12 protein-coding genes and 1 tRNA gene are annotated in these 15,984 nt (G+C 55.2%); all 13 read left to right on the top strand.

The annotated features are described in order from the left end of the window. Positions 1-304: elongation factor Tu (locus CU041_RS20190; protein ID WP_456154839.1), on the top strand; the 304-nt coding region annotated here is incomplete at its 5' end. A gap of 132 nt (positions 305-436) precedes the next feature. Continuing rightward, a tRNA-Trp gene (locus CU041_RS20185) sits at positions 437-512 on the top strand. A gap of 51 nt (positions 513-563) precedes the next feature. Next, entirely contained in the window at positions 564-761 is a 198-nt protein-coding gene (secE, locus tag CU041_RS20180) for a preprotein translocase subunit SecE (protein WP_040824880.1), read from the top strand. 4 nt (positions 762-765) lie between these two features. Further along, entirely contained in the window at positions 766-1,296 is a 531-nt protein-coding gene (gene nusG / locus CU041_RS20175; protein ID WP_068518433.1) for a transcription termination/antitermination protein NusG, read from the top strand. Positions 1,297-1,401: 105 nt separating this feature from the next. Next, positions 1,402-1,830, top strand: coding sequence for a 50S ribosomal protein L11 (gene rplK / locus CU041_RS20170; RefSeq protein ID WP_068518434.1), 429 nt, complete (start codon positions 1,402-1,404; stop codon positions 1,828-1,830). A 4-nt stretch (positions 1,831-1,834) separates the two neighbouring features. Further along, positions 1,835-2,533 carry a 50S ribosomal protein L1 gene (gene rplA / locus CU041_RS20165; protein WP_068518435.1) on the top strand — a complete coding sequence of 233 codons (699 nt, stop codon included), beginning with the start codon at positions 1,835-1,837 and terminating at the stop codon, positions 2,531-2,533. A gap of 282 nt (positions 2,534-2,815) precedes the next feature. Further along, complete coding sequence (rplJ, locus tag CU041_RS20160; protein ID WP_068518436.1) at positions 2,816-3,334, top strand: 50S ribosomal protein L10; 519 nt, start codon at positions 2,816-2,818, stop codon at positions 3,332-3,334. Between the two features lie 55 nt (positions 3,335-3,389). Continuing rightward, positions 3,390-3,767 carry a 50S ribosomal protein L7/L12 gene (rplL, locus tag CU041_RS20155; RefSeq protein WP_068518437.1) on the top strand — a complete coding sequence of 126 codons (378 nt, stop codon included), beginning with the start codon at positions 3,390-3,392 and terminating at the stop codon, positions 3,765-3,767. A 379-nt stretch (positions 3,768-4,146) separates the two neighbouring features. Beyond that, the gene (gene rpoB, locus CU041_RS20150; RefSeq protein WP_068518438.1) at positions 4,147-8,313 is read left to right on the top strand and encodes a DNA-directed RNA polymerase subunit beta; all 4,167 of its coding nucleotides are present in this window, start codon (positions 4,147-4,149) and stop codon (positions 8,311-8,313) included. A 108-nt stretch (positions 8,314-8,421) separates the two neighbouring features. Then, positions 8,422-12,615 (top strand): DNA-directed RNA polymerase subunit beta', encoded by a 4,194-nt coding sequence (rpoC, locus tag CU041_RS20145; RefSeq protein ID WP_068518439.1) that lies wholly within the window; start codon positions 8,422-8,424, stop codon positions 12,613-12,615. Positions 12,616-12,986: 371 nt separating this feature from the next. Further along, the gene (gene rpsL / locus CU041_RS20140) at positions 12,987-13,358 is read left to right on the top strand and encodes a 30S ribosomal protein S12 (protein WP_007092427.1); all 372 of its coding nucleotides are present in this window, start codon (positions 12,987-12,989) and stop codon (positions 13,356-13,358) included. 12 nt (positions 13,359-13,370) lie between these two features. Next, positions 13,371-13,838: a 30S ribosomal protein S7 gene (gene rpsG, locus CU041_RS20135; protein ID WP_068518440.1), complete on the top strand. Its 468-nt coding sequence runs from the start codon at positions 13,371-13,373 to the stop codon at positions 13,836-13,838. Positions 13,839-13,865: 27 nt separating this feature from the next. After that, complete coding sequence (gene fusA, locus CU041_RS20130) at positions 13,866-15,947, top strand: elongation factor G (RefSeq protein WP_068518441.1); 2,082 nt, start codon at positions 13,866-13,868, stop codon at positions 15,945-15,947. Positions 15,948-15,984: the final 37 nt, after the last annotated feature.

Here is a 15,984-nt window from a genome sequence, read left to right as displayed (position 1 = left end):
ACATGTTGGCTCGATCACCCCGCACACCAAGTTTGAAGCAGAAGCTTACATCCTGACCAAGGATGAAGGTGGCCGTCACACGCCGTTCTTCTCGAACTACCGTCCGCAGTTCTACTTCCGTACGACTGACGTTACCGGTTCGATCGAGCTGCCGGCTGGCACCGAAATGGTTATGCCGGGCGACAACGTCCAGATGACCGCGACCCTCATTGCACCGATCGCAATGGACGAAGGTCTGCGTTTCGCAATCCGTGAAGGCGGTCGTACCGTCGGCGCAGGCGTTGTTGCGAAAATCATCGAATAATTTTTAAGATTTTGCACGATTGAGTGCTTGATCTTGGATGTGCGGGCGGCTATAAACCGCCCGCACACCCCGCCACCCGGGCGGGGATGAGCCAGAAAGAAGATAAGCTTTTCAACTTTCTGACGATCTTGTAGGAGTGTAGCTCAGTTGGTAGAGCATCGGTCTCCAAAACCGAGTGTCGGGGGTTCGAGTCCCTCCTCTCCTGCCAATTTTTTCCGGGTCGTGAAACAAAGCATTAGAAAGCGGTGTAACCCCGACAATGGCTAAAACGTCGCCAGCACAATTCGTACAGCAGGTTCGCTCCGAGGCAAAGAAAGTCTCGTGGCCGTCCCGTAAGGAAACGACTGTTTCGACCATCATGGTTTTCGTGATGGTTGCTTTGGCGTCCGTTTTCTTCTTTGTTGTCGATCAGCTCCTCGCATGGGGTGTTAAGCTGGTCTTTGGTGTTGGGGGCTAAGTCAATGGCGCATCGCTGGTACGTATTGCACGTTCACTCCGGATTCGAGAAAAAGGTCGCCCAGTCGATCCGCGAACAAGCCATCAAGAAAGGTCTTGAAGGCGAGATCGAAGAGGTCCTGGTTCCGACTGAAGAAACTGTCGAGATGCGTCGCGGCACCAAGGTCAATGCCGAGCGGAAGTTTTTCCCGGGCTATGTCCTGCTGAAGATGGATCTCACTGACGAAAGCTGGCATCTGGTCAAAAACACCGCCAAGGTCACCGATTTCCTCGGTAGCCGTGGCAAGCCGATGCCGATTTCCGAAAAGGAAGCTCAGCACATTCTGCATCAGGTGCAGGAAGGTGTTGATCGTCCGAAGCCGACCATCGCATTCGAGGTTGGCGAGGAAGTGCGTGTTTCCGATGGCCCGTTTGCATCGTTTAACGGTGTCGTCGAAGGAGTTGATGAAGAACGTGCACGCCTGAAGGTGTCTGTTTCGATCTTCGGTCGTTCAACTCCGGTCGAGCTGGAATATACCCAGGTCGAGAAGCTTTAAAAAACGATCTTGAAAGTTTAAGTCGCTGCCTGTATACGCAGGCGGCAATCAAGGCGCGGGAGGTCAGCCATGGCCGGACCGCGCGCTTCTTTAAGAGGTACTCTAATGGCGAAGAAAATCGACGGCTATCTTAAGCTGCAGATTCCCGCCGGCAAAGCCAACCCGTCGCCGCCCGTCGGCCCGGCTCTTGGTCAGCGCGGCGTGAACATCATGGAATTCTGCAAGGCGTTCAACGCAGCGACCCAGCAGATGGAACCTGGTATGCCGATTCCGGTCGTCATCACCGTTTATTCCGACCGTTCCTTCTCGTTCGTAACCAAAACCCCGCCGGCATCCTACTTCCTGAAAAAGGCAGCAGGCATTGCCAAAGGTTCCGGTACCACCGGTAAAGGTTATGTTGGCAAGGTGACCAAAGCACAGGTCAAAGAAATCGCAGAAGCCAAAATGGCTGACCTCAATGCATTCGACATTGATGGCGCGATGGCAATGATCGAGGGCTCTGCCCGTGCGATGGGTCTCGAGGTTGTGGAGTAAGACGATGGCCAAGACTGGTAAACGCCTTGCCCAGGCCTATGAGGGCATCGACCGTAACACCCAGTACGAACTGGCAGCTGCTGTCAAACTCGTCAAAGAAGGTGCAAAAGCAAAATTCGATGAAACCATCGAAATTGCCATGAACCTTGGTGTTGATCCGCGTCACGCTGACCAGATGGTCCGTGGTGTTGTTTCCCTTCCGCATGGTACCGGTAAAACCATGCGCGTTGCTGTCTTCGCAAAAGACGCCAAAGCAGAAGAAGCCCAGAAAGCTGGCGCCGACGCTGTTGGTGCAGAAGACCTGATGGAAGCAATGCAGAAAGGCGATCTGAACTATGATCGCGTTATTGCGACCCCGGACATGATGGCTGTTGTCGGCCGTCTCGGTAAGGTTCTCGGCCCGCGCGGCCTGATGCCGAACCCGAAACTCGGCACCGTTACCATGGATGTTGCAACCGCAGTTTCCGACGCAAAAGCTGGCCAGGTCCAGTTCCGCGCCGAGAAAAACGGTATCGTCCATGCCGGTATCGGCAAGGCTTCGTTCAGCGAAGAGCAGATCCTCGAGAACGCAAAAGCATTCGTCGAAGCAATCGTTAAAGCAAAACCGACAGGCGCAAAAGGTCAGTACCTTCAGCGCGCTGCGATCAGCTCCACCATGGGTGCTGGCGTGAAACTGTCGATTGCTGACATCGCTTCGAAGTAAGAAGTTTTTCGAATTCTGACCGGTTTTCGGACCGGTCAGGACCGGAGAGGGCCCAAGCCCTCTCTACCTGTCTGTCCCAGACTGCAGGTGGGCGAAATCATTCGCTCTTAATCTCCTGCATAGGCAGAGGTTCCGGTACTTAGTTTTTCCCCGAACGGGGCATCACACAAGGCTTGGACATCTGGCAAACGGACGGGCGTCACAGACCGGTTCGAAAGGACTGGTCGCGTCTGTGAACCTCCTTGTGGGGTTCAGGGCAATAAGCAATGTCGGAGACTAAAAGTGAACCGCGATGATAAACAACAGTTCGTAGCAGAGATGCGCGAAGTGTTCGAAGCTGCGGAAGGCGTCGTCATCACCCAGTATAAGGGTCTGACGGTTGCTGAAATTACCGCTCTTCGTGCGCAGATGCGTGAAGCTGGTGCGGGCTTCAAGGTCACCAAAAACCGGCTTACGCGACTTGCTCTGGAAGGCACCAAATTTGCTGGTCTTGCAGACTACTTCACCGGCCCGACCGCGATTGGCTATTCAGCTGATCCGGCATCGGTCGCAAAGGTAGCCTCCGAGTTCGCGAAATCCAACGACAAGCTGGTTCTTGTTGCTGGTGCCATCGGCGAACAGGTTCTCGATGAACAGGGCGTTAAAGCTCTGGCAGAACTGCCGTCGCTGGACGAACTTCGTGCGAAACTGGTTGGTATGATCCAGACCCCGGCACAGCGTATCGCTACGCTGACCTCCAAGCCGGCGGCTCAGATCGCCCAGGTGCTGAAGGCATATGCCGACAAAGGCGAAGCCGCGTAAACCAAATTATCCAGATATCTCAGATATCTAAGTTCAAGCCTAGGAGTTATACAAAATGGCCGATCTTAAGGCACTCGTTGAAGAGCTTTCCAAGCTCACCGTTCTTGAAGCTGCAGAACTTTCCAAAATGCTCGAAGAAGAGTGGGGCGTTTCCGCCGCTGCTCCGGTAGCTGTTGCTGCTGCTGGTGGCGCTGCTGCCGGCGGTGCTGCTGCTGAAGAGAAAACCGAATTCGACGTTATCCTCGCTTCTGCTGGCGACAAGAAAATCAACGTCATTAAAGAAGTACGCGGCATCACCGGTCTTGGCCTCAAAGAAGCCAAAGAACTGGTTGAAGGCGCTCCGAAAGCCGTCAAAGAAGGCGTTGCTAAGGACGAAGCCGAAGAAATCAAGAAGAAGCTGGAAGAAGCCGGCGCAACCGTCGAACTCAAGTAATCGACGGCTTCTTGCCAAGGTCTGGGTCGGCGTCCTCTGGGCGCCGGCCCTTCCGTCTCTGTGCTCCCTGGCAATCGGGCCGGGATATGTGCAGGGGCGCGAACAGGAATTTAACGGTTGACGCTGCCAAAGGTAATCGTACATAACGTAAGGCCGTTTAGGTCAGAGGTTATCTTTGACGGCGTCGACAGCCGAGGGATCAGTGATCTCAATCAAGTTGGATGTCAAAACACATCCACGGTCATAATCAAGTGAACGCCCGCCCCGTACGGGGCTCGGGCGTCGTTGTGCTGTATGCGTTTTGCGCAAGTCGGAAACGTATCAGGGCAGGGACGAACGAGTTCGGACGGTGTGGGGAGGCGCGATTAAAGGAACGATGATGGATAAGTCCTTTACTGGTCGAAAGCGCATCCGCAAAAGCTTTGGACGGATCAGCGAAGTCGCTCCGCTCCCGAATCTCATTGAGGTTCAAAAGAATTCCTACGACAAGTTTTTGCAGACCGGAACCCCGCAGGAGCAGCGGGACGATGCAGGTCTCCAGGAAGTGTTCAAGAGCGTCTTTCCGATTAAAGATTTTTCGGAACGCGCAACTCTTGAATTCGTTTCGTATGAGCTTGAGCAGCCGAAATACGATACCGAAGAGTGTCGCCAGCGTGGCATGACTTTTGCCGCACCGCTGCGCGTAACACTCCGCCTGGTTGTTTGGGATATCGACGAGGACACGGGTGCCCGTTCGATCCGCGATATCAAGGAACAAGACGTGTATATGGGCGACATGCCGCTCATGACCGAACACGGTACCTTTATCGTGAACGGCACCGAGCGTGTGATCGTTTCTCAGATGCACCGTTCGCCGGGCGTCTTCTTTGACCATGACAAAGGTAAGAGCCACAGCTCGGGCAAATATCTGTTTGCCGCGCGTGTGATTCCTTATCGTGGTTCGTGGCTCGATTTCGAATTCGACGCAAAAGACATTCTTTATGTCCGTATCGACCGTCGCCGCAAACTGCCGGCGACCACGCTGCTTATGGCTCTTGAAAACGAAGAGTCCGAACAGCTGCGTGCCCAGCGTGCCGAAGAAGGGCGCTCTGTCGATCCGTCGGAAATCGAAGGCCTGACCCCGGAAGAGATTCTCAACTATTACTATGAGTCGGCTGAATACCGCCGTACCGCAGATGGTTGGGTTACCGATTTCAGTGCAGACCGTTATATCGGCCAGAAGCTGGTTCACGATCTTGTTGATGCCAACAGCGGTGAAGTTGTTGCAGCAGCCGGTTCGAAAATCACCAAGCGTTCTGCTGCCAAAATCACCGAACAGGGCGTCAAGGAAATCCTGGTTCCGGAAGATCAGCTTAATGGCTGGTTCATGGCCGATGACCTGATTGACGGCGAAACCGGTGAGATCCTGGCAGAAGCCGGTCACGAACTGACCGAGGAAGTGTTCGAGCAGCTTAAGGAATGGGGCGTTGATTCCATCCGTCTGCTGATGATCGACCACAACCAGGTCGGTCCGTATCTGCGCAACACCATGGCACTGGACAAGAACAGCAACCGCGAAGAAGCCCTTGTGGACATCTATCGCGTGATGCGCCCGGGCGAACCGCCGACCCTCGAGGGTGCGGAAGCCATGTTCAAAGGCCTGTTCTTCGATGCAGAGCGTTATGATCTTTCGGCTGTTGGCCGTGTGAAGATGAATGCGCGTCTGAATCTGGAATGCCCGGATACTGTTCGTATCCTGCGCCGTGAAGACATTCTGGAAGTCGTCCGTGTTCTGATCGACCTGAAAGACGGTCGTGGCGAGATTGACGATATTGACCATCTTGGCAACCGTCGTCTGCGTTCGGTCGGCGAGCTGATGGAAAACCAGTTCCGTGTTGGTCTGTTGCGTATGGAACGTGCGATCCGCGAGCGCATGAGCTCGGTCGAGATCGACAACGTGATGCCGCATGACCTGATCAATGCCAAGCCGGTTGCTGCTGCTGTGCGTGAATTCTTCGGCTCTTCGCAGCTGTCGCAGTTCATGGACCAGACCAACCCGCTTTCGGAAATTACCCACAAACGTCGTCTTTCGGCGCTTGGCCCGGGTGGTTTGACCCGTGAGCGTGCCGGCTTTGAAGTTCGTGACGTTCATCCGACCCACTATGGTCGTATCTGCCCGGTTGAAACGCCGGAAGGTCCGAACATTGGTCTGATCAACTCGCTGGCAACCTTTGCACGTGTCAACCAGTACGGCTTCATCGAAAGCCCGTACCGCAAGGTTGTCGACGGCAAGGTGACCGCCGAGGTGATCTATCTGTCGGCGATCGAGGAAGGCCGTTATGTCATCGCACAGGCGAACGAACCGCTTAACGGTGATTTCAGCTTTACCAACGAACTGATCAACACCCGTAAAGCCGGTGACCACTATATGGCCCGCTCCGAAGAGATCGACCTTATGGACGTCTCGCCGAAGCAGCTGGTATCGGTCGCATCCGCGCTCATTCCGTTCCTTGAGAACGATGACGCGAACCGCGCACTGATGGGCTCGAACATGCAGCGTCAGGCGGTTCCGTTGATCCGCTCCGAAGCGCCGTATGTCGGTACCGGTATGGAAGTTCCGGTGGCACGTGATTCGGGTGCAACCCTGATCGCACGCCGTGACGGTGTTGTTGAATCTGTTGACGCGACCCGTATGGTTATTCGCGCAACCGGTGACATTGCCGCCTCGGAATCGGGTGTCGATATTTACACCCTGCTGAAATATCAGCGTTCCAACCAGGGCAGCTGCATCAACCAGCGTCCGCTGGTGAAAGTTGGCGATGTTGTCAAAAAAGGCGACATCATCTCGGATGGTCCGTGTACCGATATGGGTGAACTTGCCCTTGGCCGTAACGTGCTGGTCGCGTTCATGCCTTGGAACGGTTACAACTTCGAGGATTCCATCCTTCTGTCCGAGCGTATCGCCCGTGATGACGTTTATACCTCGATCCATATCGAGGAATTCGAAGTCATGGCCCGCGATACCAAGCTGGGTCAGGAAGAAATCACCCGTGATATTCCGAACGTCGGTGAAGAAGCGCTCAAAAACCTCGACGAGGCGGGCATTGTCTACATCGGTGCGGAAATCAAGCCGGGCGATATCCTTGTCGGTAAGGTAACGCCGAAGGGCGAAAGCCCGATGACGCCGGAAGAAAAACTTCTGCGTGCCATCTTCGGTGAAAAAGCATCCGACGTCCGTGATACGTCGCTGCGTGTCCCGCCGGGACAGTTCGGTACCATTGTTGAAGTCCGCGTGTTCTCGCGTCGTGGCGTTGACAAGGACGAACGTGCCCTGGCCATCGAGCGCGCCGAGATCGAGCGTCTCGCACAGGACCGTGATGACGAACGCGCCATTCTTGAGCGCAACTTCTATGGTCGTCTGAAAAACCTTCTGCTGGGTCAGCAGCTCGTTGATGGTCCGAAGGGCCTGTCGGGCGAGATCACCGAAGACAGCCTGTCGGGTGTTGCACGTGGTCTGTGGCGCCAGATTGCAGTTGCTGATGACAATGTCATGTCTGACATCGAAGCTCTGAAAAAGCAGTTCGAGGAATCGATTGCTGTTCTTCAGGCTCGTTTCGACGACAAGGTCGACAAGCTGCAGGCTGGTGACGAACTGCCGCCGGGCGTGATGAAGATGGTCAAAGTCTTTGTCGCCGTTAAACGTAAAATGCAGCCGGGTGACAAGATGGCCGGCCGTCACGGGAACAAGGGTGTCGTATCGCGCATTATGCCGGTTGAAGACATGCCGCACCTCGAAGACGGTACGCCGGTCGATATCGTTCTGAACCCGCTGGGTGTTCCGTCGCGTATGAACGTCGGCCAGATCCTTGAAACCCACCTTGGTTGGGCATCACGTGGTCTTGGCGAACAGATCGGCGAACTTGTCGATGCTGTTGCCGACGGTCGTGGCGAGATGGAAGACCTGCGTAACAAGCTTAATGATGTCTATGAAGGCGAAGAATACATCGCCGGCATCAAAGAGCTGTCCGATGGTGAAGTCATCGAGCTTGGCAACAACCTGCGTCGCGGCGTTCCGATGGCCACCCCGGTCTTCGACGGCGCTCGTGAGCCGGATGTTGTTCGTATGCTTGAAAAAGCAGGCCTTGATGGTTCTGGCCAGGTTGACCTTTATGACGGTCGTACCGGTGAGAAATTCCATCGCAAGGTGACAGTGGGCTATATCTACATGCTCAAACTGCACCACCTGGTCGATGACAAGATCCACGCACGTTCGATTGGTCCGTACTCTCTTGTTACCCAGCAGCCGCTGGGTGGTAAGGCGCAGTTCGGTGGCCAGCGTTTCGGGGAGATGGAAGTGTGGGCACTCGAAGCTTACGGTGCTGCATACACCCTTCAGGAAATGCTTACGGTCAAGTCGGACGACGTTTCGGGCCGTACCAAGGTTTACGAAGCCATTGTTCGTGGTGAAGACACCTTCGAGGCAGGCATTCCGGAGTCGTTTAACGTTCTTGTTAAAGAACTCCGTTCGCTTGGTCTCAATGTCGAACTTGAGCAGAACGAATACTAAGTGTGTGGCTGACAGGGGTGCCCATCCGGGCATCCCGGTCGCCATTTCGCATCTTTCGGCCTGAAATTGGCGAAACCCGGCGAGACCGGGCATAGCGGGAGAGCCTTTATGAACGAGTTGATGAAGATCTTCGGGCAGCCGCAGGGCACCCAGAGCTTCGATCAGATCCGGATTCAGATTGCCAGCCCGGAGCGTATCCGCTCCTGGTCGTTCGGCGAGATCAAGAAACCGGAAACCATCAACTACCGGACCTTCAAACCGGAGCGCGACGGCCTGTTCTGTGCGCGCATTTTTGGTCCGGTGAAGGATTACGAATGCTTGTGCGGCAAGTACAAGCGTATGAAGTATCGCGGCATTATCTGTGAAAAATGCGGCGTCGAAGTGACTCTGGCCAAAGTACGTCGTGAACGTATGGGCCATATCGAACTGGCGGCACCTGTTGCCCATATCTGGTTCATGAAGTCGCTGCCGAGCCGTCTGGGTCTGCTGCTGGACATGACGCTCAAGGATCTTGAGCGCATTCTGTACTTCGAAAACTATGTGGTTATCGAACCGGGCCTTACCCCGCTTAAAATGGGTGAGCTCCTGTCCGAAGACCAGTATATGACTGCCCAGGAAGAATATGGCGAAGACAGCTTCCGTGCCGGTATCGGTGCCGAAGCCATCCGCGATATGCTTGCGGCAATCGACCTTGATGAAGAACGCGAAACCGCGAAAATCGACCTCAAGGAAACCAATTCCGAAGCCAAGCGCAAGAAGCTGGTCAAGCGTCTCAAGCTGATTGAGGCCTTCCAGGAATCCGGCGCGCGCCCGGAATGGATGATCCTTGAAGTGATTCCGGTCATTCCGCCGGAACTGCGTCCGCTGGTTCCGCTTGATGGCGGCCGTTTCGCAACCTCGGATCTGAACGACCTTTACCGTCGTGTCATCAACCGTAACAACCGTCTGAAGCGCCTGATCGAGCTTCGTGCGCCTGATATCATCGTGCGTAACGAAAAACGTATGCTTCAGGAATCGGTTGATGCGCTGTTTGACAACGGTCGTCGCGGTCGTCCGATCACTGGTGCCAACAAGCGTCCGCTCAAATCGATGTCGGACATGCTCAAAGGCAAGCAGGGTCGTTTCCGTCAGAACCTTCTGGGTAAACGCGTCGACTATTCCGGTCGTTCCGTTATTACCGTGGGTCCGAACCTGAAACTGCATCAGTGCGGTCTGCCGAAGAAAATGGCGCTCGAACTGTTCAAGCCGTTCGTGTACGCGAAGCTGGAACTGTACGGGATGGCCACCACCATCAAGGCTGCAAAGCGCATGGTGGAAAAAGAGCGCGCCGAAGTTTGGGATATCCTTGAACAGGTTATCCGCGAACATCCGGTCATGCTCAACCGTGCACCGACCCTGCACCGTCTTGGTATCCAGGCGTTCGAGCCTACCCTGATCGAAGGTAAGGCCATCCAGCTGCATCCGCTCGTTTGTACTGCGTTCAACGCGGACTTCGACGGTGACCAGATGGCTGTCCACGTACCGCTGTCGCTTGAAGCCCAGCTTGAAGCACGTACCCTGATGATGTCGACCAACAACATCCTTTCGCCGGCATCGGGTAAACCGATCATCGTGCCGTCGCAGGATATTGTCCTTGGTCTGTACTACATCTCCATGGAGCGTGACGGTCAGCCGGGCGAGGGCATGTCGTTTGTCAACATCGCCGAGATCGAACAGGCACTGGACGAGGGTGTTGTCACCCTGCATTCCAAGATCAATGCCCGTTACCACACGGTTGATGAAAACAACGAACGCATCACCGTTCGTGTTGCGACCACCCCGGGCCGCATGTTGCTGTCGGAACTTCTGCCGCGTCATCCGCGCATTCCGTTCTCGACCATCAACAAGCTGCTGACCAAAAAAGACGTCTCGAACGTTATCGATGTCGTTTACCGTCACTGTGGCCAGAAAGAGACCGTTATCTTTGCTGACCGCATGATGGGCCTTGGTTTCAACTGGGCATGTAAAGCCGGCATTTCGTTTGGCAAGGATGACATGATCATTCCGGACGCCAAGGAACCGCTGGTCGGTGGTACCCACGACAAGGTCAAGGAATACGAGCAGCAGTACCAGGACGGTCTCATCACCCGTGGTGAGAAATACAACAAGGTTGTTGACGCCTGGGCGCAGTGCACCGACGACGTTTCCGAAGCGATGATGAAAGTCATCTCGGCGACGGCAGAAGGTGACAATGTGAACTCGGTTTACATGATGGCGCACTCCGGTGCTCGTGGTTCTGCCGCCCAGATGCGTCAGCTGGCTGCTATGCGTGGCCTGATGGCGAAACCGGACGGCTCGATCATCGAGACCCCGATTATTTCGAACTTTAAAGAAGGCCTGACCGTGCAGGAGTACTTCAACTCCACCCACGGTGCTCGTAAAGGTCTGGCTGATACCGCACTGAAAACGGCGAACTCGGGTTACCTTACCCGTCGTCTGGTTGACGTGGCCCAGGACTGCATCATCACCCAGCATGATTGCGGTACGGATCGTGGCCTCGACATCGCAGCCGTCGTCGATTCCGGTGAGGTTATCGAAACCCTGTCTGATCGTATCCTCGGTCGTTTCACCGCCGACGAGATCGTTGATCCGTCGACCGGCGAAGTCATCGTGCCGAAGAACGAGATGGTTGAAGAAGATCACCTCGATCTCATCGAGAAAGCCGGTGTTGAAACCGCACGTATCCGTTCGGTTCTGACCTGTGACGCCGAAACCGGTGTTTGCGGCCATTGCTATGGTCGTGACCTGGCACGCGGTACCACGGTGAACATTGGTGAAGCTGTCGGTGTTATCGCCGCACAGTCGATCGGTGAGCCGGGCACCCAGCTGACCATGCGTACGTTCCACATTGGTGGTGCGGCACAGCGTGGTGCAGAGGTCTCCGGTGTCGAAGCGAACTTCGATGCAACCGTGAAACTGAAAAACCGTGCAGTCGTTGAGAACTCGGCAGGCGTCAACATCGTGATGGCGCGTAACCTCGAGATTCTCCTGATCGACAAAACCGGTCGCGAGCGTGCGAAATATCGCGTTCCGTACGGTGCAAAACTTCTCACCGATGAAGGCGCACAGGTCACGCGTGGTCAGAAACTGGCCGAGTGGGATCCGTACACCCTGCCGATCATCACCGAGAAAGAAGGTTATGTGAACTATGTCGACCTTCTCGAGAACGTAACCATTCGCGAAGTCTATGACGAAGCGACCGGTATTGCCTCGAAAACGGTTATCGACTGGAAGAGCATGCCCAAGGCGTCCGACCTTAAGCCGCGCGTTACCCTGCGTAACGAAGCCGGCGAGGTCATCAACCTGGATAACGGTCTTGAAGCCCGTTACTTCCTGTCGGTTGACGCTATTCTCTCGGTCGAGAACGGTCAGAAAGTTCATGCTGGTGACGTGCTTGCACGTATCCCGCGCGAAGGTTCGAAGACCCGTGACATCACCGGTGGTCTGCCGCGTGTTGCCGAGCTGTTCGAAGCCCGTAAACCGAAAGAACACGCAATCATCTCGGATATTCCGGGTCGCGTCGAATTCGGCAAGGACTACAAGAACAAGCGCCGTGTCATCGTTCACCCGCTCGAGGATTCGGGCCTGACCGAACCGGTCGAATACCTGATCCCGAAAGGCAAGCATCTTGCCGTTCAGGAAGGGGACTTCGTCGAGAAGGGCGATCAGCTCCTTGATGGTTCGCCGGTTCCGCACGATATCCTGCGCGTCATGGGCGTCCCGGCACTGGCAGATTACCTGGTCAACGAGATCCAGGAAGTCTACCGTCTGCAGGGCGTGAAGATTAACGACAAGCATATCGAAGTCATCGTTCGCCAGATGCTTCAGAAAGTCGAAATCACCAAACCGGGTGACACGACTCTTCTGGTTGGTGAAATCATTGACCGCGTTGACTTCGATGCCGAAAACGAGCGTGCGCTTAAAGAAGGTGGCGAACTCGCAGAAGGTGCACCGGTCCTCCAGGGGATCACCAAGGCATCCCTGCAGACGCATTCCTTCATCTCGGCCGCGTCGTTCCAGGAAACCACGCGCGTTCTTACCGAAGCAGCCGTTTCGGGCAAGACCGATACCCTTATCGGTCTGAAAGAGAACGTCATCGTGGGTCGTTTGATCCCGGCTGGTACCGGTGCGGTGATGAACCGCTTCCGTGCACTGGCTGCCGAACGCGACAAATCGGTACAGATCGAGGCAGAAGAAGAAATCGGCGACAATTTCGGCCCGCAGGCCGATGCCGACACCGCTTCACTGCCGGCAGGCGAATAACTTCGTCGCGCCAGACAGTTAAAGAATCAGAGGCGAACCGGAACTCTTATCGACGCACCGGTTCGTCTCGGCGTTTGAAGCGCCAACTCGAAGGTCCATATGGTTTTGCTTGACGCAAAAGGGGGCCGTCACTAGTATGCGCCCACCGAATCTAGGGGGGTGTAGCTGTGCCGGTACCGTTTTGTGCGGTAGCGGGCGGTTTTCGCCCCCCATCGCTTGAGTGCGACTCTGACGGCCGTCGAGGCAGGAACTCCTGCATTTATGGGCGTCCGCGCGTGTTTCCGTACTGTGTATGGGGACGCGTGGTCGCTCGTCGTGCGTCGATAAGAGCAGCGCCCTAGTGGCGTCCGTTGAAGTAAAAGGGAAAGTTAATGCCCACTATTAACCAGTTGATCCGCAAATCGCGGACTCCGCGCACCCAGCGCGATATGGTTCCGGCACTGGAAGCATGCCCGCAGAAACGCGGCGTTTGCACCCGTGTCTACACCACGACCCCGAAGAAGCCGAACTCGGCACTTCGTAAGGTTGCCCGTGTCCGTTTGACCAACGGCTACGAAGTAACCTCCTACATTCCGGGTGAAGGCCACAACCTGCAGGAACACTCTGTCGTGATGATCCGCGGCGGCCGTGTAAAAGATTTGCCGGGTGTTCGTTACCACATCATTCGCGGTACCCTCGATACACAGGGTGTCAAAGACCGTAAGCAGCGTCGTTCGAAATACGGCGCGAAGCGTCCGAAATAAGGAGCAGCTCAGATGTCACGTCGTCACGCTGCTGAAAAGCGCGAAGTACTCCCTGACGCCAAATATGGCGACAAGGTTCTTACCAAGTTCATGAACGGTCTTATGCTCGACGGCAAAAAATCTGCCGCCGAAAAAATCGTTTATGGTGCCCTGGAAGTAATGGAAAGCAAGGGTGCAGACCCGGTTGCCCAGTTCCACGAAGCCATGGATAACGTGAAGCCGAACGTCGAAGTTCGTTCGCGCCGTGTTGGTGGTGCTACTTACCAGGTTCCGGTTGAAGTTCGTTCCGAGCGTCGTCAGGCTCTGGCCATTCGTTGGCTGGTTGACGCTGCCCGCAAGCGTTCCGAAACGACCATGATCGGTCGTCTCGCCGGTGAATTGATGGATGCTGCCAACAACCGCGGCAGTGCTGTCAAGAAGCGCGAAGACACCCACCGTATGGCCGAAGCCAACAAGGCTTTCGCTCATTATCGCTGGTAATTCAGACCTCAAGATCAAGAGTCGATTATGGTACAACGTACTCCGATCTCTCGGTATCGCAACATCGGCATCATGGCGCACATTGATGCCGGTAAAACGACGACCACCGAGCGAATTCTTTTCTACACCGGCAAGTCCTACAAAATCGGCGAAGTCCATGACGGCGCCGCGACCATGGACTGGATGGAACAGGAACAGGAACGTGGCATTACGATTACGTCTGCTGCGACGACCTGCTTCTGGAACGACCACCGTATTAACATCATCGATACCCCGGGCCACGTTGACTTCACCATTGAAGTTGAACGTTCGCTCCGTGTTCTCGATGGTGCCTGCGCTGTTTTCGACGCCGTTTCCGGCGTTGAGCCGCAGACCGAAACCGTGTGGCGTCAGGCTGACAAGTACCACGTTCCGCGTATGTGCTTTGTCAACAAGATGGACCGTACCGGTGCAGACTTCTTCCGCTGCGTCGAAATGATCAAGGAACGCCTCGGTGCCAACGCCGCTGTCATGCAGCTGCCGATCGGTTCCGAAGGTGAGTTCGAAGGTGTTGTTGACCTCGTTCGCAACAAGGAAATCGTCTGGAAAGACGAATCCCTTGGTGCAGAGTTCGAGTATCGCGACATCCGCGATTCCCTGAAAGACCAGGCTGAAGAATACCGTGAAGCTCTGATCGAACAGGCTGTTGAGTGCGACGAAGCAGCAATGGAAGCTTACCTCGAAGGCGAAATGCCGACCGAGGAAGTTCTCAAGAAGTGCATCCGTAAAGGCACCATCGCCGGCGATCTGGTTCCGGTCCTTCTGGGTACCGCGTTCAAGAACAAAGGCGTTCAGCCGCTTCTTGATGCCGTTATCGACTTCATGCCGGCACCGGATGACATCGACGATGTTCGTGGCGTCAAGCCGAACACCGAAGACGAGCCGGATTCCCGTCCGCTGACCGATGAAGCGCCGTTCTCGGCTCTTGCATTCAAGATCATGTCGGATCCGTTCGTTGGTTCGCTGACCTTCATTCGTATCTATTCCGGTATCCTCGATGCCGGCTCGTATGTTCTGAACTCTGTCAAAGAGAAAAAAGAACGTATCGGCCGTATGCTTCTCATGCATTCGAACAACCGTGAAGAAATCAAATACGCTTGCTCGGGCGACATCGTTGCTCTGGTTGGCATGAAGGACACCACCACTGGTGATACCCTTTGTGACCCGGCCAAGCCGATCATCCTTGAGCGTATGGAATTCCCGGATCCGGTTATCGAAATCGCTGTTGAGCCGAAATCGAAAGCCGACCAGGAAAAAATGGGTCTCGCCCTTGCACGTCTTGCACAGGAAGATCCGTCGTTCCGCGTTAAATCCGACCACGAATCCGGCCAGACCATCATTTCGGGTATGGGCGAACTTCACCTCGACATCATCGTCGATCGTATGAAGCGTGAATTCAAAGTCGAAGCTAACATCGGCGCGCCGCAGGTTGCTTATCGCGAAACCATCTCGAAAGAAGTCGATATCGACTACACCCACAAAAAACAGTCGGGTGGTTCGGGTCAGTTCGCGCGTATCAAGCTCACCTTCACCCCGGGTGAACCGGGTTCGGGCTTCTCCTTCACCGATACCGTTGTTGGCGGTAACGTTCCGAAGGAATACATCCCGGGTGTTGCCAAAGGTCTCGAAAGCTCGCTGCAGAGCGGCGTTATCGCAGGCTTCCCGGTAACCGACTTGTCGATCAAGCTGACCGACGGTGCCTACCACGACGTTGACTCGAGCGTCATGGCCTTCGAAATCGCTGCCCGTGCAGCGTTCAAAGAAGGTCTGTCGAAAGCTTCTCCGAAGCTGCTCGAGCCGATCATGAAAGTCGAAGTAGTGACCCCGGAAGAGTATATGGGCGACATCATTGGCGACCTGAACAGCCGTCGTGGCCAGGTTCGTGACATGGACTCCCGTGGCATCGCACGCGTTGTTAACGCGTTCGTACCGCTGGCGAACATGTTCGGTTACGTCAACACGCTGCGCTCCATGTCCCAGGGTCGTGCCCAGTTCGTGATGCAGTTTGATCACTATGCAGACGTTCCGCAGGCAGTTGCGGACGAAGTCAAAGCCAAATCGGCCGGCTAAGGCCAAGCCAGAATAAACGGAGTTAGAAATGGCTAAA

It is taken from the genome of Thalassospira povalilytica (assembly GCF_002844235.1).
In the GTDB taxonomy this organism is placed as follows: Bacteria; Pseudomonadota; Alphaproteobacteria; order Rhodospirillales; family Thalassospiraceae; genus Thalassospira; species Thalassospira povalilytica.
Note: the sequence above shows the minus strand (reverse complement) of the source record. Positions and strands in the feature narration are given on the sequence as shown.

Coding starts and splice junctions, on each gene's coding strand:
- rpsG (WP_068518440.1), top strand. CDS start 13,371: ATGTCACGTCGTCACGCTGCTGAAAAGCGCGAAGTACTCCCTGACGCC.
- secE (WP_040824880.1), top strand. CDS start 564: ATGGCTAAAACGTCGCCAGCACAATTCGTACAGCAGGTTCGCTCCGAG.
- rplA (WP_068518435.1), top strand. CDS start 1,835: ATGGCCAAGACTGGTAAACGCCTTGCCCAGGCCTATGAGGGCATCGAC.
- rpoB (WP_068518438.1), top strand. CDS start 4,147: ATGGATAAGTCCTTTACTGGTCGAAAGCGCATCCGCAAAAGCTTTGGA.
- rplK (WP_068518434.1), top strand. CDS start 1,402: ATGGCGAAGAAAATCGACGGCTATCTTAAGCTGCAGATTCCCGCCGGC.
- fusA (WP_068518441.1), top strand. CDS start 13,866: ATGGTACAACGTACTCCGATCTCTCGGTATCGCAACATCGGCATCATG.
- nusG (WP_068518433.1), top strand. CDS start 766: ATGGCGCATCGCTGGTACGTATTGCACGTTCACTCCGGATTCGAGAAA.
- rplL (WP_068518437.1), top strand. CDS start 3,390: ATGGCCGATCTTAAGGCACTCGTTGAAGAGCTTTCCAAGCTCACCGTT.
- rpoC (WP_068518439.1), top strand. CDS start 8,422: ATGAACGAGTTGATGAAGATCTTCGGGCAGCCGCAGGGCACCCAGAGC.
- rpsL (WP_007092427.1), top strand. CDS start 12,987: ATGCCCACTATTAACCAGTTGATCCGCAAATCGCGGACTCCGCGCACC.